Source organism: Asanoa ishikariensis (assembly GCF_900107455.1).
Taxonomy (GTDB): Bacteria; Actinomycetota; Actinomycetes; order Mycobacteriales; family Micromonosporaceae; genus Asanoa; species Asanoa ishikariensis.
The window spans coordinates 761872-786852 of sequence record NZ_FNQB01000001.1; the positions used below are offsets into that span (position 1 = coordinate 761872).

At 70.6% G+C, this 24981-nt stretch carries 24 protein-coding genes and 1 tRNA gene; 17 read left to right on the forward strand and 8 right to left on the reverse strand.

Annotated features, from left to right (window positions below):
• Nucleotides 1-37: 37 nt before the first annotated feature.
• Nucleotides 38-721 carry a PP2C family protein-serine/threonine phosphatase gene (locus tag BLV39_RS03540; protein WP_308442691.1) on the forward strand — a complete coding sequence of 228 codons (684 nt, stop codon included), beginning with the start codon at nt 38-40 and terminating at the stop codon, nt 719-721.
• Here BLV39_RS03540 and BLV39_RS03545 read toward each other — a convergent pair.
• On the reverse strand, nt 718-2040 hold the full coding sequence (locus tag BLV39_RS03545) for a D-arabinono-1,4-lactone oxidase (protein WP_239083692.1): 1323 nt from the start codon (nt 2038-2040) through the stop codon (nt 718-720). The two genes, BLV39_RS03540 and BLV39_RS03545, sit on opposite strands and share 4 nt — an antisense overlap.
• 181 nt (nt 2041-2221) lie before the next feature.
• On the opposite strand from BLV39_RS03545, the gene BLV39_RS03550 reads away from it, so the two are divergent.
• A complete protein-coding gene (locus BLV39_RS03550) occupies nt 2222-2851 on the forward strand; it encodes a TetR/AcrR family transcriptional regulator (protein ID WP_090787098.1) in 630 nt (209 codons plus the stop codon).
• A gap of 5 nt (nt 2852-2856) precedes the next feature.
• On the opposite strand, the gene BLV39_RS03555 is transcribed toward BLV39_RS03550, so the two are convergent.
• Nucleotides 2857-4062 carry an amino acid deaminase/aldolase gene (locus tag BLV39_RS03555; RefSeq protein ID WP_090787101.1) on the reverse strand — a complete coding sequence of 402 codons (1206 nt, stop codon included), beginning with the start codon at nt 4060-4062 and terminating at the stop codon, nt 2857-2859.
• A gap of 286 nt (nt 4063-4348) precedes the next feature.
• On the opposite strand from BLV39_RS03555, the gene tmk reads away from it, so the two are divergent.
• The 5 genes from tmk (at nt 4349) to BLV39_RS03580 (ending at nt 9135) form a co-directional block, all read left to right on the forward strand.
• Complete coding sequence (tmk, locus tag BLV39_RS03560) at nt 4349-6562, forward strand: dTMP kinase (protein WP_373315332.1); 2214 nt, start codon at nt 4349-4351, stop codon at nt 6560-6562.
• Entirely contained in the window at nt 6555-7739 is a 1185-nt protein-coding gene (locus BLV39_RS03565; RefSeq protein ID WP_090787104.1) for a DNA polymerase III subunit delta', read from the forward strand. Before tmk ends, BLV39_RS03565 begins: the two co-directional genes overlap by 8 nt.
• Nucleotides 7740-7852: 113 nt before the next feature.
• Nucleotides 7853-8179, forward strand: a complete 327-nt coding sequence (locus BLV39_RS03570) for a YbaB/EbfC family nucleoid-associated protein (RefSeq protein WP_090787107.1) — start codon at nt 7853-7855, stop codon at nt 8177-8179.
• Complete coding sequence (locus BLV39_RS03575) at nt 8179-8478, forward strand: hypothetical protein (RefSeq protein ID WP_090787110.1); 300 nt, start codon at nt 8179-8181, stop codon at nt 8476-8478. Before BLV39_RS03570 ends, BLV39_RS03575 begins: the two co-directional genes overlap by 1 nt.
• 24 nt (nt 8479-8502) lie before the next feature.
• A complete protein-coding gene (locus BLV39_RS03580) occupies nt 8503-9135 on the forward strand; it encodes a hypothetical protein (RefSeq protein ID WP_143049628.1) in 633 nt (210 codons plus the stop codon).
• Here BLV39_RS03580 and BLV39_RS03585 read toward each other — a convergent pair.
• Together BLV39_RS03585 and folE are read right to left on the reverse strand one after the other, a co-directional pair.
• Nucleotides 9116-10342 carry an NAD(P)/FAD-dependent oxidoreductase gene (locus BLV39_RS03585; protein WP_090787116.1) on the reverse strand — a complete coding sequence of 409 codons (1227 nt, stop codon included), beginning with the start codon at nt 10340-10342 and terminating at the stop codon, nt 9116-9118. The genes BLV39_RS03580 and BLV39_RS03585 overlap by 20 nt on opposite strands.
• Before the next feature lie 37 nt (nt 10343-10379).
• Nucleotides 10380-11006 (reverse strand): GTP cyclohydrolase I FolE, encoded by a 627-nt coding sequence (gene folE, locus BLV39_RS03590; RefSeq protein WP_425304677.1) that lies wholly within the window; start codon nt 11004-11006, stop codon nt 10380-10382.
• A 101-nt stretch (nt 11007-11107) separates the two neighbouring features.
• On the opposite strand from folE, the gene BLV39_RS03595 reads away from it, so the two are divergent.
• Nucleotides 11108-11893, forward strand: a complete 786-nt coding sequence (locus BLV39_RS03595; RefSeq protein ID WP_204082781.1) for a helix-turn-helix transcriptional regulator — start codon at nt 11108-11110, stop codon at nt 11891-11893.
• Here the strand turns inward: BLV39_RS03595 and BLV39_RS03600 are convergent.
• The gene (locus tag BLV39_RS03600) at nt 11804-12091 is read right to left on the reverse strand and encodes an SCO4225 family membrane protein (protein ID WP_090787119.1); all 288 of its coding nucleotides are present in this window, start codon (nt 12089-12091) and stop codon (nt 11804-11806) included. The genes BLV39_RS03595 and BLV39_RS03600 overlap by 90 nt on opposite strands.
• Nucleotides 12092-12467: 376 nt before the next feature.
• Between BLV39_RS03600 and BLV39_RS03605 the strand changes: the two genes are divergently transcribed.
• Nucleotides 12468-13307 (forward strand): PSP1 domain-containing protein, encoded by an 840-nt coding sequence (locus tag BLV39_RS03605; protein WP_090787122.1) that lies wholly within the window; start codon nt 12468-12470, stop codon nt 13305-13307.
• Between the two features lie 226 nt (nt 13308-13533).
• On the opposite strand, the gene BLV39_RS03615 is transcribed toward BLV39_RS03605, so the two are convergent.
• Nucleotides 13534-15231: a metallophosphoesterase family protein gene (locus tag BLV39_RS03615; protein WP_239083709.1), complete on the reverse strand. Its 1698-nt coding sequence runs from the start codon at nt 15229-15231 to the stop codon at nt 13534-13536.
• A gap of 170 nt (nt 15232-15401) precedes the next feature.
• On the opposite strand from BLV39_RS03615, the gene BLV39_RS03620 reads away from it, so the two are divergent.
• The 6 genes from BLV39_RS03620 (at nt 15402) to BLV39_RS03645 (ending at nt 20270) form a co-directional block, all read left to right on the forward strand.
• A tRNA-Thr gene (locus tag BLV39_RS03620) sits at nt 15402-15478 on the forward strand.
• A 40-nt stretch (nt 15479-15518) separates the two neighbouring features.
• Entirely contained in the window at nt 15519-15983 is a 465-nt protein-coding gene (locus BLV39_RS03625; protein ID WP_090787128.1) for an Hsp20/alpha crystallin family protein, read from the forward strand.
• Nucleotides 15984-16092: 109 nt separating this feature from the next.
• Nucleotides 16093-17700, forward strand: a complete 1608-nt coding sequence (locus BLV39_RS03630) for an MDR family MFS transporter (protein WP_090787131.1) — start codon at nt 16093-16095, stop codon at nt 17698-17700.
• A 40-nt stretch (nt 17701-17740) separates the two neighbouring features.
• Nucleotides 17741-19360 carry a fatty acid--CoA ligase gene (locus BLV39_RS03635; RefSeq protein WP_090787133.1) on the forward strand — a complete coding sequence of 540 codons (1620 nt, stop codon included), beginning with the start codon at nt 17741-17743 and terminating at the stop codon, nt 19358-19360.
• A gap of 41 nt (nt 19361-19401) precedes the next feature.
• Nucleotides 19402-19692: a type II toxin-antitoxin system TacA family antitoxin gene (locus BLV39_RS03640; RefSeq protein WP_090787136.1), complete on the forward strand. Its 291-nt coding sequence runs from the start codon at nt 19402-19404 to the stop codon at nt 19690-19692.
• Nucleotides 19689-20270, forward strand: a complete 582-nt coding sequence (locus BLV39_RS03645; protein ID WP_204082782.1) for an N-acetyltransferase — start codon at nt 19689-19691, stop codon at nt 20268-20270. Before BLV39_RS03640 ends, BLV39_RS03645 begins: the two co-directional genes overlap by 4 nt.
• On the opposite strand, the gene ku is transcribed toward BLV39_RS03645, so the two are convergent.
• On the reverse strand, nt 20267-21235 hold the full coding sequence (gene ku / locus BLV39_RS03650) for a non-homologous end joining protein Ku (protein ID WP_090787139.1): 969 nt from the start codon (nt 21233-21235) through the stop codon (nt 20267-20269). The genes BLV39_RS03645 and ku overlap by 4 nt on opposite strands.
• 117 nt (nt 21236-21352) lie before the next feature.
• Here ku and ligD (BLV39_RS03655) point away from each other — a divergent pair, with 117 nt between their 5' ends.
• Both ligD (BLV39_RS03655) and ligD (BLV39_RS03660) read left to right on the forward strand, forming a co-directional pair.
• Nucleotides 21353-22297, forward strand: a complete 945-nt coding sequence (gene ligD, locus BLV39_RS03655) for a non-homologous end-joining DNA ligase (RefSeq protein ID WP_090787142.1) — start codon at nt 21353-21355, stop codon at nt 22295-22297.
• Nucleotides 22290-23234 (forward strand): non-homologous end-joining DNA ligase, encoded by a 945-nt coding sequence (ligD, locus tag BLV39_RS03660; protein WP_090787145.1) that lies wholly within the window; start codon nt 22290-22292, stop codon nt 23232-23234. Before ligD (BLV39_RS03655) ends, ligD (BLV39_RS03660) begins: the two co-directional genes overlap by 8 nt.
• On the opposite strand, the gene BLV39_RS03665 is transcribed toward ligD (BLV39_RS03660), so the two are convergent.
• Nucleotides 23224-24870 carry a DNA repair helicase XPB gene (locus tag BLV39_RS03665; RefSeq protein WP_090787148.1) on the reverse strand — a complete coding sequence of 549 codons (1647 nt, stop codon included), beginning with the start codon at nt 24868-24870 and terminating at the stop codon, nt 23224-23226. The two genes, ligD (BLV39_RS03660) and BLV39_RS03665, sit on opposite strands and share 11 nt — an antisense overlap.
• Nucleotides 24871-24981 lie beyond the last annotated feature (111 nt).

Sequence of the window (24981 nt, forward strand, 5' to 3'; positions counted from 1 at the left end):
GATGCTCGTAACCATGCCCCGCTTGATCTTGCAGGCCGTGACCGTGACTGACGTCGGCCCGGCCCGGCCCAACAACGAGGACGCCGCGTTCGCCGGTCGTCGTCTGGTGGTGATCGCTGACGGCGTCGGCGGCATGCCGGCCGGTGAGATGGCCAGCGAGATCGTCATCTCGACGCTGGGTGGCCTGGAAGACGTCGACAGCATCGACCCGGCCGCGGCGCTGGAGGACGCGGTCGCGCGGGCCAACGCCCAGATCGCCGCCGAGGGGCAGGGCGCCGGCACCACCGTGACCGCCGGCCTGTTGCACGGCGACCAGCTCGGGCTGTTGCACGTCGGTGACTCGCGGGGCTATCTGCTCGCCGCCGGCGCCACCGAGATGGTGCGGCTGACCCGCGACGACACGTTTGTCCAGCTCCTGGTCGACCGGGGCTCGCTGACCGCCGAGGAGGCCCGGGGGCACCCGCGCCGGTCGTTGATCACGCAGGCCGTACAGGGCGAGACCTATCGCCCGGCGACCGCGCTGCTGCCGGTGGAGGCCGGTGACCGGTTGCTGCTGTGCAGCGACGGTCTGTCCGACTACGTGGAGGACGTCGTCATCGGGAGGACCCTGCGGGAGATTCGCGACCTGGACGCGTGCGCCAAGGAGCTCGTCGCGCTCGCGCTGGCGGCGGGCACTTACGACAACGTCACCGTCGTCGTCGCCGACGTCCTCGCTGTCTAACTCCCGAGGACGCGCTCGGTGTACGCGTTGGCGAAGACCCGGTGCGGGTCGAGCCGGTCGCGCAACGCGACGAAGTCGTCGAAGCGGGGGTAGACCGGGCGCAGCGACTCGGCGTCCCGGTAGTGCAGCTTGCCCCAGTGGGGGCGGCCGCCGAGCTCGCGAGCGAGGGCCTCGACGGCCCGGAAGTACGGCTCGTACGGTGCGCCGACGAACTGGTGCACGGCGACGTAGACCGAGTCCCGCCCGTAGCCGTGCGAGAGCGGGATGTCGTCGGCGGCGGTGAACCGCACCTCGACCGGGAACTGCACCTTGAACGGCAGCCGGTCGATGATCCTGGGCAGCTCGCCGAGCATCGTCGGGAACGCGTCGCGGGGCAGGCCGTACTCCATCTCGGTGAACCGGACCCGGCGCGGCGTGCAGAAGACCGTGTCGGACCGTCCGGTGTAGACCCGCTCGGTGAGCGCCCGCGCCGACACCGCGTTGATCGGGGCGACCGTGGCCGGCACCGCGCGGCCCAGGCGGCAGGCGGCCGCGAACACGGTGTTGGCGAGGAAGTCGTCGTCGAGCCAGCCGCGCCAGCCCGGCAACGGGCGGTCGTCGGTGGGCACCCGGTTGTTCGTCTTGACCTGGACCCGGTCGGTGTACGGGAACCAGTAGAGGTCGCAGTGGTCGTTGTCGGCGACCAGCGCCGGCCAGTCGGTCAGCACGTCGGCCACGCGGCCGGGCCGCTCGTGCGCCCGCAAGGTGAACGCCGGGGCGCACTGGAGGGTCACCTCGGTGAGCACGCCGAGCGCGCCGAGGCCGACCCGGGCGGCGCTGAACACCTCGGGGTTGGTCCGCTCGTCGCAGTGCAGCACTTCGCCGGTGCCGGTCACCAGGGTCAGGCCGGCGACGAAGGTGGACAGGCAGCCGTACGCCGCGCCGGTGCCGTGCGTTCCGGTGGAGATGGCGCCCGCGATCGTCTGCGCGTCGATGTCGCCCAGGTTGGGCAGCGCCAGGCCGTGGGTGGTGAGCAACGCGTTCAGCGTCGCCAGCGTCATGCCGGCCGGCACGGTCACCCGTCGGAGCTCCCGGTCGACGTCGACTCGGCCGGGCAGCGCGGACAGGTCGATGCGGACGCCGTCGGTGACGGCGATGTCGGTGAACGAGTGTCCCGATCCGACCGGCTTGACCCGCTCCCCGGCGGCAGCGGCCTCGGTGACGATCGCGGCGAGCTCGTCGAGTCCGGCGGGACGCGAATCGCGCGCCGTCGCCCGCTGGTTGCCCGCCCAGTTGCGCCAATGCGGCACGCTGGTCGCGGCTGCTCGACTCGCGGTCACGGCGCCCTCCATAATATGAATAGCCTTCATATCAGTGTTTGGTTCCGCGCGTAAGAGCGTGGCACGCGTACTCCCTGCAAATACCGCCCTTCTGCTGAATACCTCTCATCCGGGTTGCTCGTTGAGCCGAGTAACGTTCCCCCCGCGCGGCGGGGCCGAAAGAGGAAGGAAGTGGTGAGGCATGACGACATCAGCCGTCACCACGGGCCCCCTGCGCCGGGTGCCGGTGCAGGGCCGCAGCGTGGCCCGCGTTCAGCGGATGCTTGATGCGTGCGCCGAGATCGTCGACGAGGTCGGCTACGAGGGCCTGACGACCACATTGCTCGCCGAGCGCGCCGAAGTGGCGATCGGCTCCGTGTATCAGTTCTTCCCAGACAAGCGGGCCATCGTGCAGGCACTGACGCTGCGCAACATGGAGGCCTATCTGGAGCGGTTGGCCAACCGCTTCGGCGGCGGCACGTTCGCCGACTGGTGGGAAGGCGTCGACGCGGGCATCGACGAGTACATCGAGATGCACCGCACCGTGCCCGGCTTCCGGACCCTGCACTTCGGCGACGTCGTCGACGTGCACCTGCTCGACGAGGAGCGCGACAACAACGCGGTCATCGCCGAGCAGCTCGCCCGACTGCTCGTCGAGCAGTTCCACGTGGCCGACGAGCCACGCCTGCGGTTCGCGCTGGAGATCGCCGTCGAGGCGGCCGACGCGCTGATCAAGCTGGCGTTCCGTCGCCGCACCGACGGCGACGAGCAGGTGCTCGCGGAGGCCAAGGCCTTGATCCGCGAATACCTGCACCGGCACGTCTCGGTGTAGTTCGTTCAGAGGAAGGCGTGGCCCGCACCGCGGTAGGTGCGGGCCGTCGCCGTTACGGCGCCGTCCTCGACCAGGTGCAGCTCGTTGACGTGCTCGCAGAGCTCGCCGGCCTTCGCGTGGCGGAACCAGACCCGGTCGCCGACCCGCAGCTCGTCGGCGGCCGCGCCGCGCAGGGGCGTCTGCACCTCGCCGGCGCCCTCGGTGCCGATCATCTTCAGCCCGGCCGGCAGCCACGGTGTCGGCTGCCGGCTCGGCTCGGTCGGGCCGGACGCGATCCAGCCACCACCCAGCACGGTGACGAGGCCCGGACCGGGCCGGCGGACGACCGACTGGGCGAAGAACGCGGCCGGGGTCGGGCGCCAGGCGGTGTACGCGTCGAACAGGGTCGGTCCATAAAGGCCCGAGCCGGCGGTGATCTCGGTGACCGAGGGGTCGGCGCCCGTGAGGCGCACGCTGCCGGTGCCACCGCCGTTGACGAACTCGAGGTCCGCGACGGCGCGCACGGCGTCGACCGCGGCACCGCGCCGGGCCAGCAACTCCCGGTAGGAGCGGCGCTGGATGGCCCGGATAGCGAGTCCGCGGGCGCGCCGGCCGGGTGGCGCGTCGCCCAGACCGGCGATCTGCGCCTCGTACGACATGATGCCGACCAACCGGAATCCCGGGCGCTTGGCGATCGTCTCGGCGAGCGTGCGGGCCTGGCCCGGCTCGCGCACCGGCGAGCGGAACACGCCGAGGTGCACCCGGCCGCCGGCGAGCCGGTAGGAGGCGTCGAGGTCGATGCACAGCCGGATCTCGGCGTTGTCCGTCGCCGCCGCGATGACGTCGAGCTGTTCGGCACTGTCCACCATCAGAGTGACGCCGGCCCGCAGTCGATCGTCGTGAGCCAGGTCACGCAGGGCGGCCCGGTCCGCGGTCGGATAGGCGACGACGGCGTCGTCCGTAACGCCGGAGCGGACGAGCCAGTTGGCCTCGGCGAGGGTGTACGCCAGCACGCCCTGCCAACCGGGGCGGCGCAGCACCCGGGTGAGCAGATCGGGGCAGCGCACCGACTTGCTGGCGACCCGCAGCGGCTTCCCGCCGGCCCGCTCTACCAGCGCATCCGCGTTGGCGTCGAAGGCGGCGAGGTCGACGACGGCGAACGGCGGATCGAGTTCCGCGGTCGCCTTGTCGAGGTTTTCCCTTTGGGAGGTTTCGGTGGGTTTACCGGGCACATCTGCACCGTAGCGGGTGTCGATGCAATGCGAAACACCCTCGCGTACTAAGGGGCCCTTAAGGGGACATCGGGGCAGCTAGGGTCAGGGGAATGTCGGGGTGGGCGAGGTCGTCCGCGCCGCTAAAGTGTGGTCGGGGCGAGCCCAGCGATGGGCCGGACGCGGAGGTACGGCCATCGAGACGAACGTCAGCGGCGAAGAGCTAGATCCGCCGGCCGGCACCACCCGCTCCGGCGGGGCAACCACCAACCGCTCGCAGCAGGTGGACCTTTCCGGCGTCAGCGCGCTGCGCGCCGTACTGCGGATCCGCCCGTTCCGTCGGCTCTGGTTGGTCCTCGGTGTGGCGTCCCTGGGCGACTGGCTCGGTCTGCTGGCCACGTCGATCTTCGCGTCGGCCCAGGTCAGCGGCGACACCGCGAAGGGCCTGGCGTTCGGTGGCGTGATCGCGGTGCGCCTGCTGCCCGCGCTCGTGCTCGGACCGGTGGCCGGCGTGCTCGCCGACCGGTTCGACCGCCGCTACACGATGGTCATCTGCGACCTGCTGCGGTTCGTGCTGTTCGCGTCGATCCCGGTGGTCGCGCTGCTCGGCTTCTCCGGCGGGATCGTCGTCGGGTGGGCGGCGATCGCCACCTTCATGATCGAGGCCGTCACGCTGATCTGGATCCCGGCCAAGGAGGCCGCGGTTCCCAACCTGATCCCGAAGTCCCGCCTCGAGGTCTCCAACCAGCTCACCCTGATCACCACGTACGGGTTGACGCCGGTGCTCGCCGCCGTCGGCCTGGCGGCCCTGGACGCCAGCGTCCGCGGCATCACCGGCACCGAGCCGGCCGACTGGGCCGAGCCCGCTCAACTCGCGCTCTGGTTCAACGCGTTCTCCCGGCTGGCCACCGCGATCGTGGTGTTCTACGGGATCAAGGAGATCAGCGGCCGCACCGCTCCGGCGGACCGCGAGAACACCAGCATGCTGCGGCAGTTCATCGACGGCTGGAAGTTCATCGGCAACTCGCCGCTGGTCCGCGGGCTCGTGCTGGGCATCTTCGGCGCGTTCGCCGGCGGCGGCGTGGTGATCGGCACCGCCCGGTTCTTCACCCAGTCGCTCAGCGCCGGTGACGCCGCCTTCTACCTGCTCTTCGCGTTCCTGTTCGTCGGGCTCTCGCTGGGCATCGGCCTCGGTCCGGCGATCATCAAGGACCTCTCGCGGCGCCGCTGGTTCGGCATGAGCATCGTGCTGGCAGCCGCGTCCGTGATCGTCCTCGCTGCCTCGATCCACCTCTCGATGGCGATCGTCGGCGCGGTCCTGGTCGGCGCCGGCGCGGGCATGGCCTTCCTGGCCGGCATCACGCTGCTCGGCATCGAGGTCGCCGACGAGGTGCGCGGCCGGGTCTTCGCGGTCGTGCAAACCGGCACGCGGGTCGTCCTGATGATCGCGATCGCGCTGAGCAGCCTGTTGGTCGGCGTCGGCGGCTCGCGCAAGTTGGAGATGGCCTCGCTGGGCGTCTCCATCTCATCGACCCGGCTGCTGCTGCTGATCGCCGGCGTCGCCGGCATCCTGTCCGGGATCAGCGCCTTCAAGCAGATGGACGACAAGCCCGGCGTCGGCGTGCTCGCCGACCTATGGGGCTCGATGCGTGGCCGCCCGCTCTCGCCCGCCGAGCCGTCCGCCTGGCGCGGCGTGTTCGTGGTCTTCGAAGGTGGCGAGGGCAGCGGCAAGTCCACCCAGGTCGCCGCGCTGGCCGAGGCGTTGCGGGCCGAGGGTCGCGACGTCGTGGTCACCCGCGAGCCCGGGGCGACCGAGATCGGGCGCCGGATCCGGGAGATGGTGCTCGAGGGTGACAGCGAGCTGTCGCCAAGGTCAGAGGCGCTGCTGTACGCGGCCGACCGCGCCAACCACGTGGCCACCGTCGTGCGGCCGGCGCTGGCCCGCGGTGCGGTGGTGGTCAGCGACCGCTACGTCGACTCGTCCCTGGCCTACCAGGGCGCCGGTCGTACGCTGCCGGTCGAAGAGGTGTCGTGGCTCTCGTCCTGGGCGACCGGCGGCCTCAAGCCCGACCTGGTGGTCCTGCTCGACATCGAGCCGGCGGTCGGCCTGTCCCGCGCCGCCGCCCGCGGCGCCCACGACCGGCTGGAAACCGAGGCCCTGCCGTTCCACGAGCGGGTCCGCTACGCGTTCCTCGACCTGGCCGCCGGCGACCCGCGCCGCTATCTCGTCCTCGACGCGACCCGGCCGGCGGACGAGATCGCGCTCAGCGTGTTCGAGCGGGTGACGCCGATGCTCGGCGATCCGAACCCCGAGCACCCCGGGCCGGCCAAGGCGCCCGACACTACGACCGAGCCGGAGCTCTCCGAGCAGGAGATAGCCTCGATAGCCGAGGCGGCGAAGCGGGGCGAACCCGCCACGGATAACGACGTTGAGCCCGGCTCGGGTGATGGCAAGCCGTCCGCGCTGAGCGCTCAGCGCTCCGTGCCGCCGACGGATCGGGAGTTGGAACCACGTGGCTGACGTCTTCACCGACCTGGTGGGCCAGGAGGAGGCCGTCGACACCCTGCGCCGTGCGGCGGCGGGTGCGATGGCCATCCTCGACGGCTCGGGCACCGGATCGGCGATGACGCACGCGTGGATCTTCACCGGCCCGCCCGGCTCCGGCCGGTCGGTCGCCGCCCGGGCCCTGGCCGCGGCGCTGCAGTGCGCCACCGGGGTCGGCTGCGGGCAGTGCGGCGGCTGCCACACCACCCTCACCGGCACCAACGCCGACGTCCGGATGGTCACCCCCGACGGGCTGTCCATCGGCGTCAACGAGATGCGCGCGCTGGTGCTCCGGGCGGCCAGCACGCCTTCCGGTGGCCGCTGGCAGGTGGTGGTCATCGAGGACGCCGACCGGCTCACCGAGCAGGCCGGCAACGCGCTGCTCAAGGCGATCGAGGAGCCGCCGCCGCGTACGGTCTTCCTGCTCTGCACGCCCTCGACGCATCCCGACGACATCTCCGTGACGATCCGGTCCCGCTGCCGGGTGATCACCCTGCGCCAGCCCCCGGCCCTGGCGGTCGCCTCGGTGCTGACCTCCCGGGACGGCGTGGAGCCCGACACCGCCGCCTGGGCCGCCGCGGCCGCGCAGGGCCACGTCGGCCGCGCCCGCCGGCTGGCCCGCGACGCCGACGCCCGCCGCCGTCGCGAGGCGGTGCTGGCCGTGCCGCGTCGGCTGACCGGCGTCGGTGCGTGCTTCGACGCCGCGTCGGCGCTGATCGAGGCGGCCGAGGCCGAGGCGGAATCTGCGGTGTCCGACATGGACAGCAATGAGCGCTCCGCGCTGGAGACCGCGCTCGGGGCCGGCGGCACCGGACGCGGCGCGTCCGGCGCGATCCGGGGCTCCGCCGGCCAGCTCAAGGAACTGGAGAAGCGGCAGAAGTCGCGGGCCACCCGGGCGCAGCGCGACGCGCTCGACCGCGCGCTGGTCGACCTGGCCGGCTTCTACCGCGACGTGCTGGTCCGCACCCTCGCGGCGCCGGTCGCTCCGGTGCACACCGACGCGACACCACTGGCCGAGGCTGCGGCGCGCAAGTGGTCGCCCGACGACGCGCTGCGCCGCCTGGAGGCGGTCCTCGAATGCCGCACGGCGATCGAGGCCAACGTCAAACCCCGCATCGCCGTCGAGGCGATGATGCTCTCCCTCTGGCGCTAGGTCTTTACCGATAGTTATCCACAGGCGGCTTTCGCTGCTGGTGTGACAGCGGTACGGTTCGATGCCTGGACGACGTGTGGTGGTGGTCGCGACACCGTCGGTGAGGGAGCCGAATGCCGCGAGAGATCGACGAAGCCTGGGTCGAAGAGGCGATCACGCGCTACCGCCGCATCGAGTCCCTGCGTGCCGAGTTCGACCGGGCGGTGCGGGCGACCGAAGTGACGGTCCGCTCGCCCGACGGCCTGGTCGAGGTGGTGGTGACCGCGGCGGGGGAGGTGACGTCGGTGCGCGTGGTGGGCAGCCTCCAGGGTCGGGGCAACCGCGACATCTCGGTGTCCCTGACCAGCACGATCGCGGCGGCGGCCGACGCGGCCCGCTGGGCCCGCGACAAACTACGCGCCGAGACCTTCGGCGATTACCCGGCGATGGGGGAGCTGTGATGTCACCACTGCGCCCCACCGCCGCGCACCTCGACGACCTGGCCGTCCACCTTGGCGGGTGGTCCTCGGCCGATCCCGGCCCACGCGTCTTCGGCGCCGATCTGCCGGGCCGGCTGGGTGAGCTCGGTCGCGAGCTGCACGGGCGCTGGTCGGGCGAGCTGTCCGCGCGCACCGACACGGCAACCACGCTCGCCGGCCGCTTGACCGAAACAGCGGCCACGTTGCGCACCGCAGGCAGCGGCTACGCGGGCGCCGAGGACGACGCCACCCGCCGCGCAACCCAGGCAGGCGAGCCATGAGCGGCGCGGTCAGGCGGATGAGTCGTGGCTGACGCGCTTGACCATCTGGCTCGGCCCGCTGGGCATTTGCTGGCGCGGGTCGATGATCTGTTGAGCCGGTTCGGCGCGGCCGATGACGACCCGGTCTGGCCGTTGTTGCGCCGGGTTCGGGCGTTGCCGGGCGAGGCCGTGGCCGCGCTGGCGTCGACGCTGCGGGCCGAGCCGATCGCTGCGGCCGGTGTGGCGGTGCGGGCTCGAACGACGACCTACGACGAGGCCCGGGTGGCGGTGACCGCGCCGGTGGTCTGGGAGGGCCCGGCGGGAGACGCGTTCAGCGCGCACGCCGCACGGCTGGCCGCCGAGCTGACCACCGCCACCGACGCGCTGGCCGCGACCGCCCGGCTGGCCGACGAGGTGGCCGACTGGGCGACCCGCACCCGGGCGAGGCTGGCGGCGGTCCTGGCCGAGGTGCTCACCTCGGGTGAGGCGGTCGCGGTCGTGCTCGGCACGAATGATGCCGCCCGCGCGGCGGTCACGATCGCCACGCGGGTGCTGACCGCGCTTGACGCGGCCAGCACCGACGCCGAGACGATCCCGCGCCCGGCCCACGGCCGCCGACCGGCAGCCGGGGCGTCGCCGCCGGCAAGCTACGAACGAATCACCCGGCTGAGCTGCTGAGCGGAGCCTGCGGGTCGGCGAGGCGGCCCGGGTCGACGATCTCGCGGGAGCGGATCAGCTCCTGGATCGGCTTGGTGACGTCCCAGACGTTGACGTTCATGCCGGCCAGGACGCGGCCACCGGCGAGCCAGAAGGCGACGAACTCGCCCGAGGCCGGGTCGCCGCGGAAGACGACCTGGTCATAGCCGTCCGGCTCGACGTAGCCCGTGTACTCCATGCCGAGGTCGTACTGGTCGGTGTAGAAGTACGGCAACCGGTCGTAGGACACGTCCTCGCCGAGCATGACCCGGGCGGCGGCCTGCGGTTGGTTGAGGGCGTTGGCCCAGTGCTCGACGCGGATGTGCCGACCGAGGAACGGGTGGTAGGCGTTGGCGACGTCGCCCGCGGCGTACACGTCCATGGCGGAGGTGCGCAGGTGCTCGTCGGTGACGATCCCGTTGTCGACGGCCAGGCCGGCCGCGGTGGCCAGGTCGGTGTTGGGGGTGATGCCGACACCGACGACCACCGCATCGGCGGGGATCCGGGTGCCGTCGGCGAGCAGCACGCCGTCGACCGTGCCTGCGCTGCCGGTGAGCTCGGCGATCCGTGCGCTCGGCCGGAGGTCGACGCCGTGCTCGCGGTGCAGGTCGGCGAAGACCTGGGCCACCTCGCGGCCGAGGACCCGCAGCAGTGGCAGTTCGGCGGCCTCCAGCACGGTGACGTGCGCTCCGGCCGACACAGCGGCGGCGGCCGTCTCCAGCCCGATCCAGCCGGCTCCGATCACCACGACCCGGCCGCCGGGCTGGAACGCGTCCTTGAGCCGGTCGCTTTCGTGGGCCTGCCGCAGGTAGTGCACGCCGGCCAGGTCAGCGCCCGGCACCGCGAGCCTGCGCGGCGCGGAGCCGGTGGTCAGCAGCAGCTTCGCGTAGCCGAGCCGGCCACCGTCGGCCGTGGTCACCTCGTGTGCGGCGGGGTCGACGGCGGTCACCCTGGTGCCCAGGCGCAGGTCGACGTCGTGCTCGGCGTACCACTGTGGTGTGTGGACGTAGATCTTCTCTCGCTCGTCCTTGCCCAGCAGGTAGCCCTTGGACAGTGGTGGACGTTCGTAGGGCCGCTCACGCTCGTCGCCGATCAGCACGACCGGCCCGGTGAAGCCCTGTTCGCGCAGGGTCTGCGCGGCCTTCGCCCCGCCCAGACCGGCCCCGACGATCACATATGCGTTGGTCATGGCTTTCCTTCCGGCGCGGTGTACGCGGTTCTCGAAGTCAGCGGATGACGCCGGTGAGGGCGAGGAACTCGCTGCGCGAGCGCGCGTCTTCGCGGAGCAGCCCGAGCAGGGTGGAGGTGATGGTCGACGAGCCGTCGGCGCGTACGCCGCGCAGGGTCATGCAGGTGTGCTCGGCTTCGATGACCACGCCGACGCCCTTCGGGTCGAGCTGGGTCTGGAGCCAGTCGGCGATCTGCTTGGTCAGGCGTTCCTGCACCTGTGGGCGGCAGGCGAAGTGCTCGACCACGCGGGCCAGTTTGGACAGTCCGAGAATCCGTTGCCCCGGCAGGTAGCCGACGTGCGCGGTGCCGACGAACGGCAGTAGGTGGTGCTCGCAGACCGACCGCACGGGGATCGCGCGGGCCAGGACGAGCTCGTCGTAACCCTCGTCGTTGGGGAACGTGGTTAGGTCGAAAGGCCGAGGGCTGAACAGCTCGGCGTAGGCGTGGGCCATCCGCCGGGGCGTGCGCCGCATGCTCTCGGTGTCGGTGCGCACCCCGAGGGCGCGCAGGAAATGGCCGGCGGCCTCTTCCGCTGCGTCGAGGTCGATGCCGTCGGACTCGTGCACTACGCGCAGTGGGGCAGGTGTCCGTCCGGTCCGGTGGGCGACGCGCTCGATCGACACGGCTTTCCTCCTCTGTGTTTCACCAACAAGTATTGGCGTAATTCACGAAGCAGGTCAAGCAGAGGAGTTCTGCTAATCGACTTTTGCGTTATGGTGGAGTGGTGACGCCCATCGAGGACCTCGCGGTGCTCGCCGACGAGCAGCGCCGGAGGATGTTCGGCTTCATCCGCCGCGTCCGCCGGCCCGTCACGCGCGAGGAGGCGGCCGCCGACGCCGGCATCTCGACCAAGCTGGCGGCCTTCCACCTCGACAAGCTCGTCGCGGCCGGCCTGCTGCGGGCGAGCCACGAGAGTCCGGGCGGCCTTCGTAGGGTCGGCCGCAAACCGAAGGTCTACGAGCTCACCGAGGTCGACATCCGGGTCAGCATCCCCGAGCGCCGGCCCGACCTGATCGCCGAGATCCTGCTCGACGCCTTGCTCACGCAGCAACCCGGCGAGCAGTCCCGGGCCGCGGCGCTGCGCACGGCCCGCGAGCGTGGCGAGTCGCTCGGCGCCGCCGAACGCGCCCGCCTCCGTCCCGGCCGGCTCGGCCCCGAACGTTCGCTGACGCTCAGCGAGGCGATGCTGGAGCGCACAGGCTTCGAGCCGGACCGCACCGCGCCGACCGGTATGCGGCTGCTCAACTGTCCGTTCCATCAGCTCGTCGAGCGCTCGGCCGAGTTGGTGTGCGGTCTCAACCACGCGTACCTGTGCGGCTTCCTCGCCGGCCTGGAGACCAGCGGTGTCGAGGCGGTTCTGGCGCCCGGGCCGGGGCGGTGCTGCGTCGAGCTACGCGAACCGGACCAGGGAGACACCCCCCTACCGACGGTTGCGGGCCAGGTGCGCGAGGGCGCCGATGAGGGTGGCGTTGAGCAGGGCGCCGACGGCGACCCCGATGAGCGGGATTGAGGCCAGCAGCGAGATGGGCGCCGTCAGGATCAGCATGTAGATCGCGGCGAACGAGGCGTCCGGGCGGGTCACCGACTGGTCGACCAGGAAGAACACCACCGCGGCGGCGACCAGCAGCAGGTAGATCCGGCTTGGCCAGTTGTCGATCGGGAAGCGGAGCCAGGACCGGGCGTGTGAGCGTGCGGGAGCGTCGGTCATCGATGCATTGTGCCGGGTGCGAGCAACGCTCGGGAATGGCGACGGCGTCGCGCTCGGGAACATCCGCTCCGGCTGCGACGCCGTGGCCACTTTCCTGCACCCCCCGCAGGCTTGGGTGCTTTCACTCAACGCCAACCTGGCCAGGCTTGTCCCGTGGTCGGTGGCGGTTTCAACCGTCCGGTGACCGACATCGATACGAATCGGGGGCCGGCACGACCCGAGTGTGCCGACCCCCGAAGCCTGATCGCACACCGGCCAACGACGGCCCGTGGGCGGGGTTGCGGCGGCGCGGGATGTCCCATTCGTACGGACAATGCAATTCGTCCAAAAGTCGCATGGTCGTGTACGCCACACTGGCCGACGTAAGGTGACGCGTATGGGCATGTTGTGCGCGGTCAGTTTCAACCGTTACGGCCGCCTCTACTACCTTGATCCCGTCGACCTGACCCCCGTGGTCGGCGACCGGGTGCTCGTCCCGACCGAGGACGGCCCCGAGGTGGCGGAGTGTGTCTGGGCCGCGCAATGGGTTGACGACGACACGTCGGGCTTCCCGAAACTGGCCGGCATGGCCACCGACGGGGACCTCGCCCGCGACGAGACCCAACGCAAGCGCAAGGCCGAGGCGAAGGCGGCGGCCAAGAAGCTGATTCGCGAACACAGCCTGCCGATGAAGGTCGTCGCCGTCGACCACGTGCTCGACGCGTCCGGCGCGAGCGCCCGCACGACGATCTACTTCACCGCGCCGCACCGGGTCGACTTCCGCTCGCTGGTCCGCGACCTGGGCGCCACCCTGCACTGCCGGGTGGAGCTTCGCCAGCTATCGGCCCGCGACTCGGCGCGGGTGCAGGGCGGCATCGGCTCCTGCGGCCGCGACCTGTGCTGCGCCACGTTCCTTAACGACTTCGAGCCGGTCACCATCCGGATGGCCAAGGACCAGGACCTGCCCCTGAACCCCTTGCGCATATCGGGCGCGTGCGGACGTCTCATGTGTTGCCTGAAATATGAGCACCCGCTCTACCAGAGCTTCCAGGCCAGCGCACCCGCCGTCGGCTCGCGCGTGACCACGCCGGAGGGCGACGGGCGAGTGGTGGCGCACAGCGTGCCGCGCGACTCGGTCGTGGTCCGTCTCGACGCGGACGGCTCGCGCTGCTCATGCAGCCGGGCCAGCGTCTGCGGCCCGCGCAAGGCGCACGACGACCAGTACGCCCCGAGTTAGCCGCCCGCCGGTCTGCCGTCCGGCGGTTGCGGCGCCTGCCGCGCCTACGGCGGTTGCGGCGCCTGCCGCGCCTACGGCGGTTGCGGCGCCCACGGCGGCCGCGGCGCCTACGGCCATTGCCGCAGTTGCGGCGCTCACCGCGGCTGCCGCAGGCTCCGCACCCCGAAAGCGTTAGTAAGGGTCCCTTGCGCTGCGGAAAGCGTTAACAAGGGGCCCTTCCTTACTCCTATCGCAGGACGAAGGGCTTGTCGGCCGCGCGGTAGACGAGTGACTGGGCCGGTTCCAGCCATGGGCGCTCGTCGGGTGCTGTCGGGTTCGGGCGCCACTCGCGGCAGATTCGGTCGACCGCGACCGGGTAGACCGTCAGCGCGCCGTCGGCCGCGATGTGCAGCCGTAGGAAGCTCTTTACGTCGTCGATGCCCTGGCCGGCGTACAACTCGTTGATGTTGACCCCGAAGCGGCCCGCGATCAGCAGGTATAGCGCGACCAACTGGGATCCCACCAACCCGGCCAGTGGTCCGTAGACCGCGAGAGCGATCAGCAGCGAGAACGGCCACGGCCAGTCCGGGAACGGGGTCATCAGCCAGAGCCAGGTGCCCAGGGCGGCCAGGGCGATCTGGGCCAGGCCGTGGCCGCCGCCCAGGAACCAGTGCCGCAACGAGCGCTTGCCCACGGCGGTCGGCGGCTTGGCGAAGAACGCGGCGCCGAGCAGCGTGACGACCAGCATGGTGACCAGCGGGATGCTGAACAGCCGCAGGCCGGTCTCGTTGCGCTGCTGCGTCGCGATGCCCGCCATCGACAGCATCAGCAGCGTCTGCAGGCCGCCGATCAGCGTCGCGAACCCGGCGTTGCGGGTCGGCAGCCGGCCGAACACGCCCCAGCCGAGGCGACGTGAGGTCGGCTTGTCGGGATAGGCGGCGGTCAGGTGGTACGGCCGCGACTGGCTGGACCGGCGCGACAGCGTGTCCGGCGGCGGCACGGTGATCTCGTCGGGCAACTCGTGGGTCGGGTAGAGGTAGGCGCCACCGCCGCCGCACGTGACCAGCTCGCGGTCGACGCCGCTGTAGCGGGCGTAGTGGTGCAGGTCGCCGGAGAGCATCAGCCGCACCCGGGCGCCGGTCGGCGCGATGATCGTGCGGATGAAGTAGTCGACCGCGTCGTACCCCTCGGAGTTCTTCTCTAGCGCCGCCTTGACCCACGACGGCTCCGGCACCGCCAGGATGATCTTGTCGTCCGGGCCGAACTCGCGGGCCGCCGCCTCGAAGTAGTTGAGCTGCGGGTCGTCGACGTACGCGCCGAACTGCTCGTCGAGCGCCAACAACCACCAGTCGGCCGGCAGCTTCACCGCGAAGTACGAGCGGGACTGCTTGGTGCGCCACCCGCCGAGTGAGGCGTCCCGCTGCCGGGCGAACAGCCGCAGGAACGCGGTCAGCCCGTCGTACCAGTCGTGGTTGCCGGGCACCGCGTAGAGCGTCGGCTGCGGCGCCGCGGAGGGCGGGCACGGCATGGCCGCCGTGTACGGGCCCTTGCAGCGGTCTTCGTAGTCCGGCGCGCTCGCCGTCGGGTAGACCTGGTCGCCGCCCATCACCAGCACCTGGCCGCGGGGCAGGGTCTGGCCGTCGAGCTCGAGCTCGGGCTGGGCCAGCAGGTAGGCGACCGAGTAGGTGGAGTTGAACCCGTCGCCCAGGTCGGCGACGTAGTCGAGCCACAGCTCGCCGTCGGTGCCGGGCTCCTGGATGACGTCGCCGGGCAGCGAGTTCTGCAGCTCGCGCTTGTCGAGGTAGGCGCCGAACAGGATGGCCAGCAGGGCGCGTATGCCGGTGCTGAGCAACAGCAGCGGCCCGAGCCAAGGCACCGGCGGGCGCGGATTGAAGCCGAGCTCGATCGGATCCATGCTGCGCGGGCGGGGGCGCCGGGTGGCCATGGCCTCGGCCTGCGGTATGCGCTCGACGGGGGGCGACACGGTGGCATCATCCGTCACGTGCGGGAGCCTAGCGGCGACTTGACCGGTACGGACAGCCGTCGATCGGGAGTCTGACCGGTGGCGTGACGCCTGGGACGGTGCCGTATGCTTGGCGGGCCGCATGACGGCACGCCGCCTTAGCTCAGTTGGCCAGAGCGACGCACTCGTAATGCGTAGGTCGACGGTTCGATTCCGTCAGGCGGCTCCACTCCAGGTTTCGCCCTTCGGGCCACGGGTAGCGGCACCGTATGAACAGTCCCGAACGGCGTTGGGATCCCTTCGCAGAGCTTCAGTCGTTGCGGGCTGAGCTAGGTCGGCTCGTGGGCTCCGGCTTCGGCCGCGGCGCGCTGAACGACATCGACCTCATGCAGTCCGACGACGCGTTCACCGTCACGGCCCGGTTGCCGGGTGTCGCGCCGGAAGAGGTCGCGCTCGACGTCGACGTGCGGGAGATCGTCGTGCGGGCACGGACCGCGCCGGTGGAGCGGGCGACGCGGGCCTTCGAGTACCGCGTGGCTTTGCCGGCCGATGTCGACCCCGATCGGGTGGACGCGACGATGGACCACGGTCTGTTGACCGTCACCCTGCCCCGGGTGGTCCGGGCCGGTCGCCGCACCATCACCCTCGGCGCCGGTGGCTCCCTCGCGGGCCGGCCGCCGTCGCCCGACGACCCGGACGCCGCGCGGGAGATGCACAGCCCGGGCCCCACGTAAGCCGGCAACCCTCCCACCAGCCCCTTGGCCAACGCCGGTCAGGGGGCTGAGCAGTGGTGCGCTACACATTTGATGGCAGATGCAGGTAACTCCGGAACAGAATTGCGCAATGAGCACCGAAGCCCCCGCCCGCCCCCAGCTGAGCCACAAGCAAATCCTCCTTCTCATGTCGGGCCTGATGCTCGGCATGCTGCTGGCGGCACTCGACCAGACGATCGTGGGCACCGCGCTCCCGACGATCGTCGGCGAGCTCGGTGGCATCAACCACTACTCGTGGGTGGTCACCGCATACCTCTTGGCGTCCACGGCGTCGACACCGCTGTACGGCAAGATCTCCGACCTGATCGGCCGCCGACCGGTCTTCCTGTTCTCGATCGGCACGTTCCTGGTCGGTTCGCTGCTCGCCGGCCTGTCGCAGAACATGACCGAGCTGATCGTCACCCGCGGCATCCAGGGCATCGGTGCCGGCGGCCTGATGACGCTCGCGTTCACGATCATCGGCGACGTCGTCTCACCCCGCGAGCGCGGCCGCTACCAGGGCCTCTTCGGTGCGACGTTCGGCCTCGCGTCGGTCGCCGGCCCGCTGGTCGGTGGCTACTTCGCGGAGACCAACTGGCGCTGGATCTTCTACATCAACGTCCCGCTGGCGATCGTCGCGATCGTCGTCGCGTACAAGGTGATGCGGTTGATCCCGTTCCGCAAGCGGGAGCACAAGATCGACTGGCTGGGCGCGGGCCTGCTCGTGGTCGGCGTGAGCGCCCTGCTGCTCGCACTGAGCTGGGGCGGCTCCGAGTACGCCTGGGGCTCGGGCACGATCCTCGGCCTGTTCGTGCTCGGTGCGGTGTTCGCGGTGCTGTTCCTGGTGCAGGAGAGCCGGGCGGCCGAGCCGATCCTGCCGCTGCACCTGTTCCGTCGGCCGACCTTCGCGCTGGCCAACGGCGCCGGCTTCATCCTCGGCCTGGTGATGTTCGGGTCGATCATCTTCATCCCGCTGTACCTGCAGATCGTCAAGGGCGCGTCGCCGACCAAGAGCGGCCTGCTGATGCTGCCGATGATGGCCGGCATCATCGTGACCTCGGTGCTGGCCGGCCGCGCGATGAGCCGGATCGGCCGCTACAAGTGGTTCCCGGTGGCTGGTTCGGTGCTGCTCGGCATCGGCATCCTGCTGTTCACCCAGCTCCAGGTCGACTCGTCGCTCGGCATCGCGTTCTGCTTCATGGTCGTGATCGGTGTCGGTCTCGGCCTGTCGATGCAGTCGCTGGTGATGGCCGTGCAGAACTCGGTCGAAATGCGTGACCTTGGCGCGGGTACGAGTGCCGCGACGTTCTTCCGTTCGCTCGGCGGCTCGTTCGGCGTGGCGATCCTGGGCTCGATCCTGAGCAGCCGGCTCGCCACCGAGACGGCCGCACGGGTGCCGGGCGCCATCGGCCAGCTCACCCCCGAGCAGGCGGCGGGCGTCCAGTCGACGCTCGGCACCGGCAGCATCTCCATCAACGAGCCGTCGAAGATCCTGGCGCTGCCGGACGTCGTACGCAACGCGATCCAGGTGTCGTTCGTCGACTCGCTGCACACGGTGTTCCTGGTCGCCGGCCTGACCGCGATCATCGCGGTGGTGGTCACGCTGCTGGTGCCGGACAAGGAGCTGCGCGGCGGCCCGGCCGCCGACCGGCCGCCGACGCCGGCCGAGATGGAAGCGCGCGCGGAAACCCTGATCTGACCGTATGGCCCACTGTGAGCTGCGCCACTAGGTTGTTGGTATGCGCAGCACGATGATGGACGCCCCCCTCCTCGTCTCCCGGATCCTCGAGCACGGCGCGACCGTGCACGGCGCCTCCGAGGTGGTGACCTGGACGGGTGCCGAGCCGAGGCGGATGAGCTACGCCGAGGTCGGCGCGGCGGCGGCCCAACTGGCCCATGCCCTCCGCGACGACCTCGGCGTGACCGGCGACCAGCGGGTCGCGACGTTCCAGTTCAACAACAACGAGCATCTCGTCGCTTACTTCGCGGTGCCGAGCATGGGTGCGGTGCTGCACACCCTCAACATCCGGCTGTTCCCCGACCAGGTGTCCTACATCGCCAACCACGCCGAGGACAGCGTGGTCATCGTCGACTCGGCGCTGATCCCGTTGCTGGCCAAGGTGCTGCCGCAGATGTCAACGGTCGAGCACGTGGTGGTGGTCGGTGGCGGCGACCCGGCACCGCTGGCCGGCAGCGTCACCATCCACCACTGGGACGACCTGCTGGCCGGCAAGCCGACGACGTACGACTGGCCCGAGCTCGACGAGCGCGACGCGGCCGCCCTCTGTTACACGTCCGGGACGACCGGCAACCCCAAGGGTGTCGCATACTCGCACCGCTCCATCTGGCTGCACTCGATGGAGGTGTGCATGCCGGAGGCGTTCGGCCTCGCCTCCACCGACCGCGAGCTGGCCATCGTGCCCATGTTCCACGCGATGTCGTGGGGCATCCCGTTCGCCGCGTTCATGTCCGGCGCGTCGCTGATCATGCCGGATCGCTTCCTGCAGGGCGCGCCGATCGCCGAGATGATCGCGGCGCTCCAGCCGACCAAGGCCGGCGCGGTGCCGACCATCTGGAACGACGTGCTCGGCCACCTGGCCACAGGTTCGTCGTTGCGCGAGGCCATCGTCGGCGGCTCGGCCTGCCCGCCCGCGCTGATGGACGCGTACGCCGAGCGCTTCGGCATCCAGATCGTGCACGCGTGGGGCATGACCGAGATGTCGCCGCTCGGCTCGGTGTCCCGCCCACCGGCGGGCGCGACGGGCGACGCGTTGCTGGCCTACCGCGACAGCCAGGGCCGCTTCCCAGCCGGTGTGCAGGCGAGGATCATCGGTCCGCTGGGCGAGCAGGTCCCGGCCGACGGCGAGTCGGTCGGCGAGCTGGAGGTCCGCGGCCCCTGGGTCACGGCGCACTACCTGGGCGAGGAAGAGCCGGACCCGGAGAAGTTCCGCGACGGCTGGCTCCGCACGGGCGACGTCGGCACGTTGTCCGCGGACGGCTACCTGATCCTGACGGACCGAGCCAAAGACGTGATCAAGTCGGGCGGCGAGTGGATCTCGTCGGTCGAGCTGGAGAACGTGCTGATGGCCCACCCGGCCGTGCTCGAGGCCTGCGTGGTCGGTGTGCCCGACGAGCGCTGGGACGAGCGCCCGCTGGCCACGGTGGTGATCCGCGAGGGCAGCACGGCGACCCCGGATGAACTGCGCGCCTTCCTGGCGGAGCGGATGCCGAAGTGGCAGCTCCCGGAGCGGTGGAGCTTCATCCAGGAGGTCCCGAAGACCTCGGTGGGCAAGTTCGACAAGAAACGAGTCCGCTCCGACTACGCCGGCGGCGCCCTGGAGGTCCACACCCTCGACTGAACTCGATTGTGGCTGGCGTACGTTGTGCGTACGCTTTGGTCATGAGCGGGAAGGCTGAGCGACTGCACCTACGTCTCGACCCGGAGCAGAAGGCGCTTCTCGAGGCCGCGAGTGAGGCGACCGGCTCGACGCTCTCGACGTTCGTGCTGTCCGCTGCCACCGAGGCGGCGGCCGGCGTGCTCGCCGACCGGCGGGTCTTCGTGCTCGACGACGACGCCTGGCGCGCCTTCGACGAGGCGCTGGAGCGTCCGGCTGGCACTGTCTCCGGCTTGCGCGAGCTGCTCACGGCGCCCACGGTGCTCGATCCCGACGAGTCGGAGGGCGAGGGGTGAGTTTCCGTTTCTCGGCGGTCGAGCCGCTCGCCCCGATGCACAACGTGGTCGGGTTCGACTGCGGCTCCGCCGCGCAGTCGGAGTGGCTGACCGAGCACGCGCTCCAGGCGCACCGTGCCGGTCTGTCCCGGGTCTATGTGGTGCGCGGCATCGAAGACGGGCTCGATCGGGTGGTCGGCTATTACGCGTTGGCTGCCGGCAGCGTCGCCCCGGCATCCGCGACTCGGCGCATGATGCACGGCGCCGGTCGCTACCATCAGCCAATCGTTCTGCTGACCCGACTCGGGGTCGACAGAGCGGTGCAGGGGGTGGGTCTTGGCCGAGCCCTTGTTGTCGACGCGCTGCGCCGGATCGCGGGCGCGGCCGAGGTGATCGGCGTGCGCGCGGCACTGATCCACTGTGAGTCAACGTCGGCGCGCGACTTCTACCTGCGGCTGGCCGCCTTCGAGCCCAGTCCCACTGATCCGATGCACTTGCTGCTGCTCATCAAGGACCTCCGCCGAGCACTCAACCCGAATGCCGAGCTGCTGGCGGTGGCCTCCGACGCGGGCCGCGATGATCGGCAAGACACCGCCTAGGCGGACTTGCGGGTGGTCTTCTTCGCTGCTGCCTTTTTCGCCGCCGGCTCGTCCTTCTTGGCCGCTGTCTTCTTCGCGGGTGCTGCCTTCTTGGCCGCCGGCGCGGACTTCTTCGCCGCCTTCTTAGCGGCGGTGATCGGGGTGGCCGGGCGGGCTTCGCCGTCGTCGGTCTCGGCCGGGGCCTCGCCGCGGGCCGCGCGAGCCCGCTCGACCGACGCCTTCAGCGCCGCCATCAGGTCGACCGCCGCCGACGGGGCCTCTTCCTGCTCCTCGGGCTGGACGATCTCGCGGCCCTCGACCTTGGCGTCGATGACCTCCTGGAGCGCGGCCCGGTAGTCGTCGGTGAACGCGTCCGGTACGAAGTCGCCGGCCATCGAGTCGACCAGTGAGCTCGCCATCGCCAGCTCGGGCGGGCGGACCGAGATGTCCTCGTCGAGGAAGCCGAAGTCGGCCTTGCGGATCTCGTCGGGCCACAACATGGTGTTGAGCACCAGCACGCCCTCGCGGACTCGCAGCGTGGCCAATTGCTCGCGCTGGCGGAGGGCGACCTTGACGATCGCGACCCGCTCCGAGTCGGCCAGGGCGTCGCGGAGCAGCACATAGGGCTTGGTCGCCGTGCCCTCGGGCTCCATGAAGTAGGCCTTGTTGTAGAGGATCGGGTCGACCTGGTCGGCCGGCACGAACTCCAGCACGTCGATGGACCGCGAGGTCGAGAGCGGCAGGTCGGCGAAGTCCTCGTCGCTCAGGACGACCATCTCGCCGCCGCCGATGTCGTAGCCCTTGGCGATGTCGTCGTAGGTGACCTCTTCGCCGCAGACCGAGCAGGTGCGCTTGTAGCGGATCCGGCCGCCGTCTTCCCGGTGCACCTGGTGGAACCGGATGTCCTTTTCTTCGGTCGCCGAATAGAGCCGAACCGCGATCGACACCAAGCCGAACGAAACGGCGCCCTTCCAGATCGCCCGCATGTCGCTCCCATCGTGCTCGCCGGAAACCCCCGCCGCCGGATAGCAGCCCAGTCACCGACCATGCTCGCACCGTTGCGGTCCTTATGACCAGCATCGGCGGCGCCTAAGGTGGGTGGCGTGCCGAGCGCACCGATCAAACCGATGCTGGCCACCACGGGTGACCTGCCGTCCGGCGGCGGGTGGATTTACGAGTTCAAATGGGACGGCGTGCGCGCCATTGCCGATATCTCGCAGGGGCGACGCCGGATCTGGGCGCGTTCCGGTGCGGAGATCACGGCCGCTTATCCAGAGTTGGAAGGGCTCGCCAACGCGACCGATGACGCGTTGTTCGACGGCGAAGTCGTTGTCTTCGACGCGCAGGGTGTGCCGTCGTTCACTCAACTGGCCGAGCGCATGCACGTCCGCGACAAGATCCGCGCGGCCCGGCTCGCGGCCAGTCTTCCGGTCACCTACATGATCTTCGACTTGCTGCGGCTGGACGGGGAAGACCTGACCCACCGACCCTGGGCCGAGCGGCGGGCCGCGCTCGACGGGCTGGGCCTGGGAGCACCCCGTTGGGCGGTGCCGCCCACCTTCACCGACGGCGAGGCGACCCTGGCCGCCGCGGAGGAATACCAGCTCGAGGGCGTGGTCGCCAAGCGGGACGGGTCGATCTACCGCGCGGGCGCCCGTACCCCCGACTGGGTCAAGGTCAAGTTGGAGAGCACCGCCGAGTTCGTGATCGGCGGTTGGCGGCCCGGCGTTCGCAAGATCGGCGGGCTGCTGGTCGGCGCGCCCACCGACCACGGTTTGGCCTTCCGCGGCCGGGTGGGCGGCGGGATCAGCTCGGCGGCCGAGCGGGCGCTGCTCAAGGTCCTCGAACCGCTGGTCACCAAGACCAGCCCGTTCGTCACCGGGGACCAGTCCGTGCCCCGGGAGGATGCCCGCGGCGCTATCTGGGTAAAGCCTGACATCGTGCTAGAAGTGCGATATGGCCAGCGGACCCCCGACGGACGCCTCCGGTTTCCGCGGTACCTCCGCCTGCGCCCCGACCTGACGGCGGAGGACGTGACCGATGGCTAAGCAGCCGGCCCGGATCCGGGTCGATGTCGAAGGGCAGGAGGTGGAGCTGTCCAACCTGGACAAGGTGCTCTACCCCGCGGCCGGGTTCACCAAGGGCGAGGTCATCCACTACTACACCCAGGTCGGCCCGATCCTGCTGCCGCACCTGCGCGACCGGGCGCTGACCCGGATCCGTTACCCGAACGGCGTCGACGGCCCGTCGTTCTTCGAGAAGAACGCACCCGGCGGCACGCCGAAATGGGTGCGCCTCAAAGAGCTCCCGACGCCGGGTTCGAGCCAGGGCCGGGAGACCATCGACTTCGTGGTCTGCGATGACCTGCCCACCCTGGTGTGGGTGGCCAACATGGCCGGCCTCGAGCTGCACACTCCGCAGTGGCGCATCGGCCGGACCAAGGAGCCCAAGCCCGACCTGCTGGTCGTCGACCTCGACCCGGGCGCCCCGGCCGCACTCGCCGAGTGCGCGGCGGTCGCGGTGCTGTTGCGGGAACGGCTGGCGCAGGACGGCATCGACAGCTACCCGAAGACCTCCGGCAAGAAGGGCATGCAGCTCTGCTGCCCGATCGCCGGAACACAGAACGCCGAGATCGTCACCGGGTACGCGAAGGTGGTGGCCGAGGAACTGGAGAAGGCCCACCCACGCCAGATCGTCTCGAAGATGGCGAAGAACCTGCGGCCGGGCAAGGTGTTCATCGACTGGAGCCAGAACAACGCGGCCAAGACCACGGTCGCGGCGTACTCGTTGCGGGCCCAGCCGACGCCAACCGTCTCGACCCCGCTGACCTGGGACGAGGTCGAGGACGGCGCGGTGCGCCAGTTCACCGCCATGGAGGTGCTCGAACGCGTCGACGAGCTAGGCGACCTGATGGCACCACTGCTGGAGAAGGGCCCGAAGGTGCCCGACAGCCCCCCGGCCGTCGGGCCCCGCGTCAGTCGCTAGCGAGCACGTCGTCGGCGTCGACGATGGTGTACGCGTAGCCCTGCTCGGCCAGGAACCGCTGGCGGTGCGCGGCGTACTCGGTGTCGATCGTGTCCCGGGACACCACCGTGTAGAAGTGGGCCTGCCGGCCGTCGGACTTCGGCCGCAGCACCCGGCCCAGCCGCTGGGCCTCCTCCTGGCGCGAGCCGAACGTGCCGGACACCTGGATCGCCACCGCCGCCTCGGGCAGGTCGATCGAGAAGTTGCCGACCTTGGAGATCACCAGCGTCGGGATCTCGCCCGAGCGGAACGCGTCGAACAGCCGCTCGCGTTCCTTGTTGGTGGTGGCGCCCTGCACGATCGGCGCGTCGAGATAGTCGCCGATCTGGTGGAGCTGCTCGATGTACGCCCCGATCACCAGGATCTGGTCGTTCTTGTGCTTGTCGACCAGGGCGCGGACCACCGGCAGCTTGGTGCGCGCCGTCGCCGCCGCGCGGTAGCGCTCGTCGGTCTCCGCCGTCGCGTACGACATGCGCTCCTCGTCGGTGAGGGTGACCCGCACCTCGGTGCACTCGGCCGGCGCGATCCAGCCCTGCGACTCGATGTCCTTCCACGGCGCGTCGTAGCGCTTCGGGCCGATCAGCGAGAACACGTCGCCCTCGCGGCCGTCTTCGCGGACCAGCGTCGCGGTCAGGCCGAGCCGGCGGCGCGCCTGGAGGTCGGCGGTGAACCGGAAGATCGGCGCGGGCAGCAGGTGCACCTCGTCGTAGATGACCAGGCCCCAGTCGCGCGCACCGAACAGGTCGAGGTGGGCGAACGCCCCGTTGCGCCGGGTGGTCAGCACCTGGTACGTGGCGATGGTGACCGGGCGGATCTCCTTGCGCTCGCCCGAGTACTCGCCGATCTCCTCCTCGGTCAGCGACGTGCGGGCGATCAGCTCGCGCTTCCACTGCCGCCCGGCGACCGTGTTGGTGACCAGGATCAGCGTGGTCGCCTTGGCCTCGGCCATCGCCGCCGCGCCGACCAGCGTCTTGCCGGCGCCGCAGGGGAGCACCACCACGCCGGAGCCGCCGGCCCAGAACGACTGGACCGCTTCCTGCTGATATGACCGAAGCTGCCAACCGTCCTGGGCAAGGTCGATCTCGTGCGCCTCGCCGTCGACGTAGCCCGCCAGGTCTTCGGCCGGCCAACCCAGCTTGAGCAGCGCCTGCTTGAGCCGGCCGCGCTCGGAGGGGTGCACGATGATCGTGTCGTCGTCGACCTTGTTGCCGAACATCCCGGCCAGCTTCTTGCTCTTGGTCACCTCGACCAGCACGACCCGGTCGGTGGCCTGCAACACCAGGCCGTGCGTCGGGTGGTTGACGAGCTGCAGCCGGCCGTAGCGGTCCATCGTCTCGGCGACGTCGACCAGCAGGGAGTGCGGCACGGGGTAGCGCGAGAACTTGATCAGCGAGTCGACCACACCCTCGGCGTCGTGGCCGGCGGCGCGGGCGTTCCACAGGCCGAGCGGGGTCAGCCGGTAGGTGTGCACGTGTTCCGGTGAGCGTTCGAGCTCGGCGAACGGCGCGATGGCCATCCGGCAGGCGACCGCATCGGGATGGTCGACCTCGAGCAACAGGGTCTTGTCGGACTGGACGATCAACGGGCCGTCGTTCACGCGGGCACTCCCCGAAAAGGGTCTGGAAGGCGACCCTCCAGTGTTGCACGAAAGAAAACGCCGGGTGGTCCGCAACCTGTGGAGGTTCCGGGACGTCTATGAAGCGACGAC

Bases quoted from the DNA above. Each gene is read 5' to 3' on its own strand.
- ku (WP_090787139.1), bottom strand. From the start codon at position 21,235: ATGCGGGCGATCTGGAAGGGCGCCGTTTCGTTCGGCTTGGTGTCGATC.
- BLV39_RS03630 (WP_090787131.1), top strand. From the start codon at position 16,093: ATGAGCACCGAAGCCCCCGCCCGCCCCCAGCTGAGCCACAAGCAAATC.
- BLV39_RS03615 (WP_239083709.1), bottom strand. From the start codon at position 15,231: ATGGCCACCCGGCGCCCCCGCCCGCGCAGCATGGATCCGATCGAGCTC.
- BLV39_RS03600 (WP_090787119.1), bottom strand. From the start codon at position 12,091: ATGACCGACGCTCCCGCACGCTCACACGCCCGGTCCTGGCTCCGCTTC.
- BLV39_RS03575 (WP_090787110.1), top strand. From the start codon at position 8,179: ATGTCACCACTGCGCCCCACCGCCGCGCACCTCGACGACCTGGCCGTC.
- BLV39_RS03640 (WP_090787136.1), top strand. From the start codon at position 19,402: ATGAGCGGGAAGGCTGAGCGACTGCACCTACGTCTCGACCCGGAGCAG.
- BLV39_RS03550 (WP_090787098.1), top strand. From the start codon at position 2,222: ATGACGACATCAGCCGTCACCACGGGCCCCCTGCGCCGGGTGCCGGTG.
- BLV39_RS03570 (WP_090787107.1), top strand. From the start codon at position 7,853: ATGCCGCGAGAGATCGACGAAGCCTGGGTCGAAGAGGCGATCACGCGC.
- BLV39_RS03635 (WP_090787133.1), top strand. From the start codon at position 17,741: ATGCGCAGCACGATGATGGACGCCCCCCTCCTCGTCTCCCGGATCCTC.
- BLV39_RS03625 (WP_090787128.1), top strand. From the start codon at position 15,519: ATGAACAGTCCCGAACGGCGTTGGGATCCCTTCGCAGAGCTTCAGTCG.
- ligD (WP_090787145.1), top strand. From the start codon at position 22,290: ATGGCTAAGCAGCCGGCCCGGATCCGGGTCGATGTCGAAGGGCAGGAG.
- BLV39_RS03585 (WP_090787116.1), bottom strand. From the start codon at position 10,342: ATGACCAACGCATATGTGATCGTCGGGGCCGGTCTGGGCGGGGCGAAG.
- BLV39_RS03605 (WP_090787122.1), top strand. From the start codon at position 12,468: ATGGGCATGTTGTGCGCGGTCAGTTTCAACCGTTACGGCCGCCTCTAC.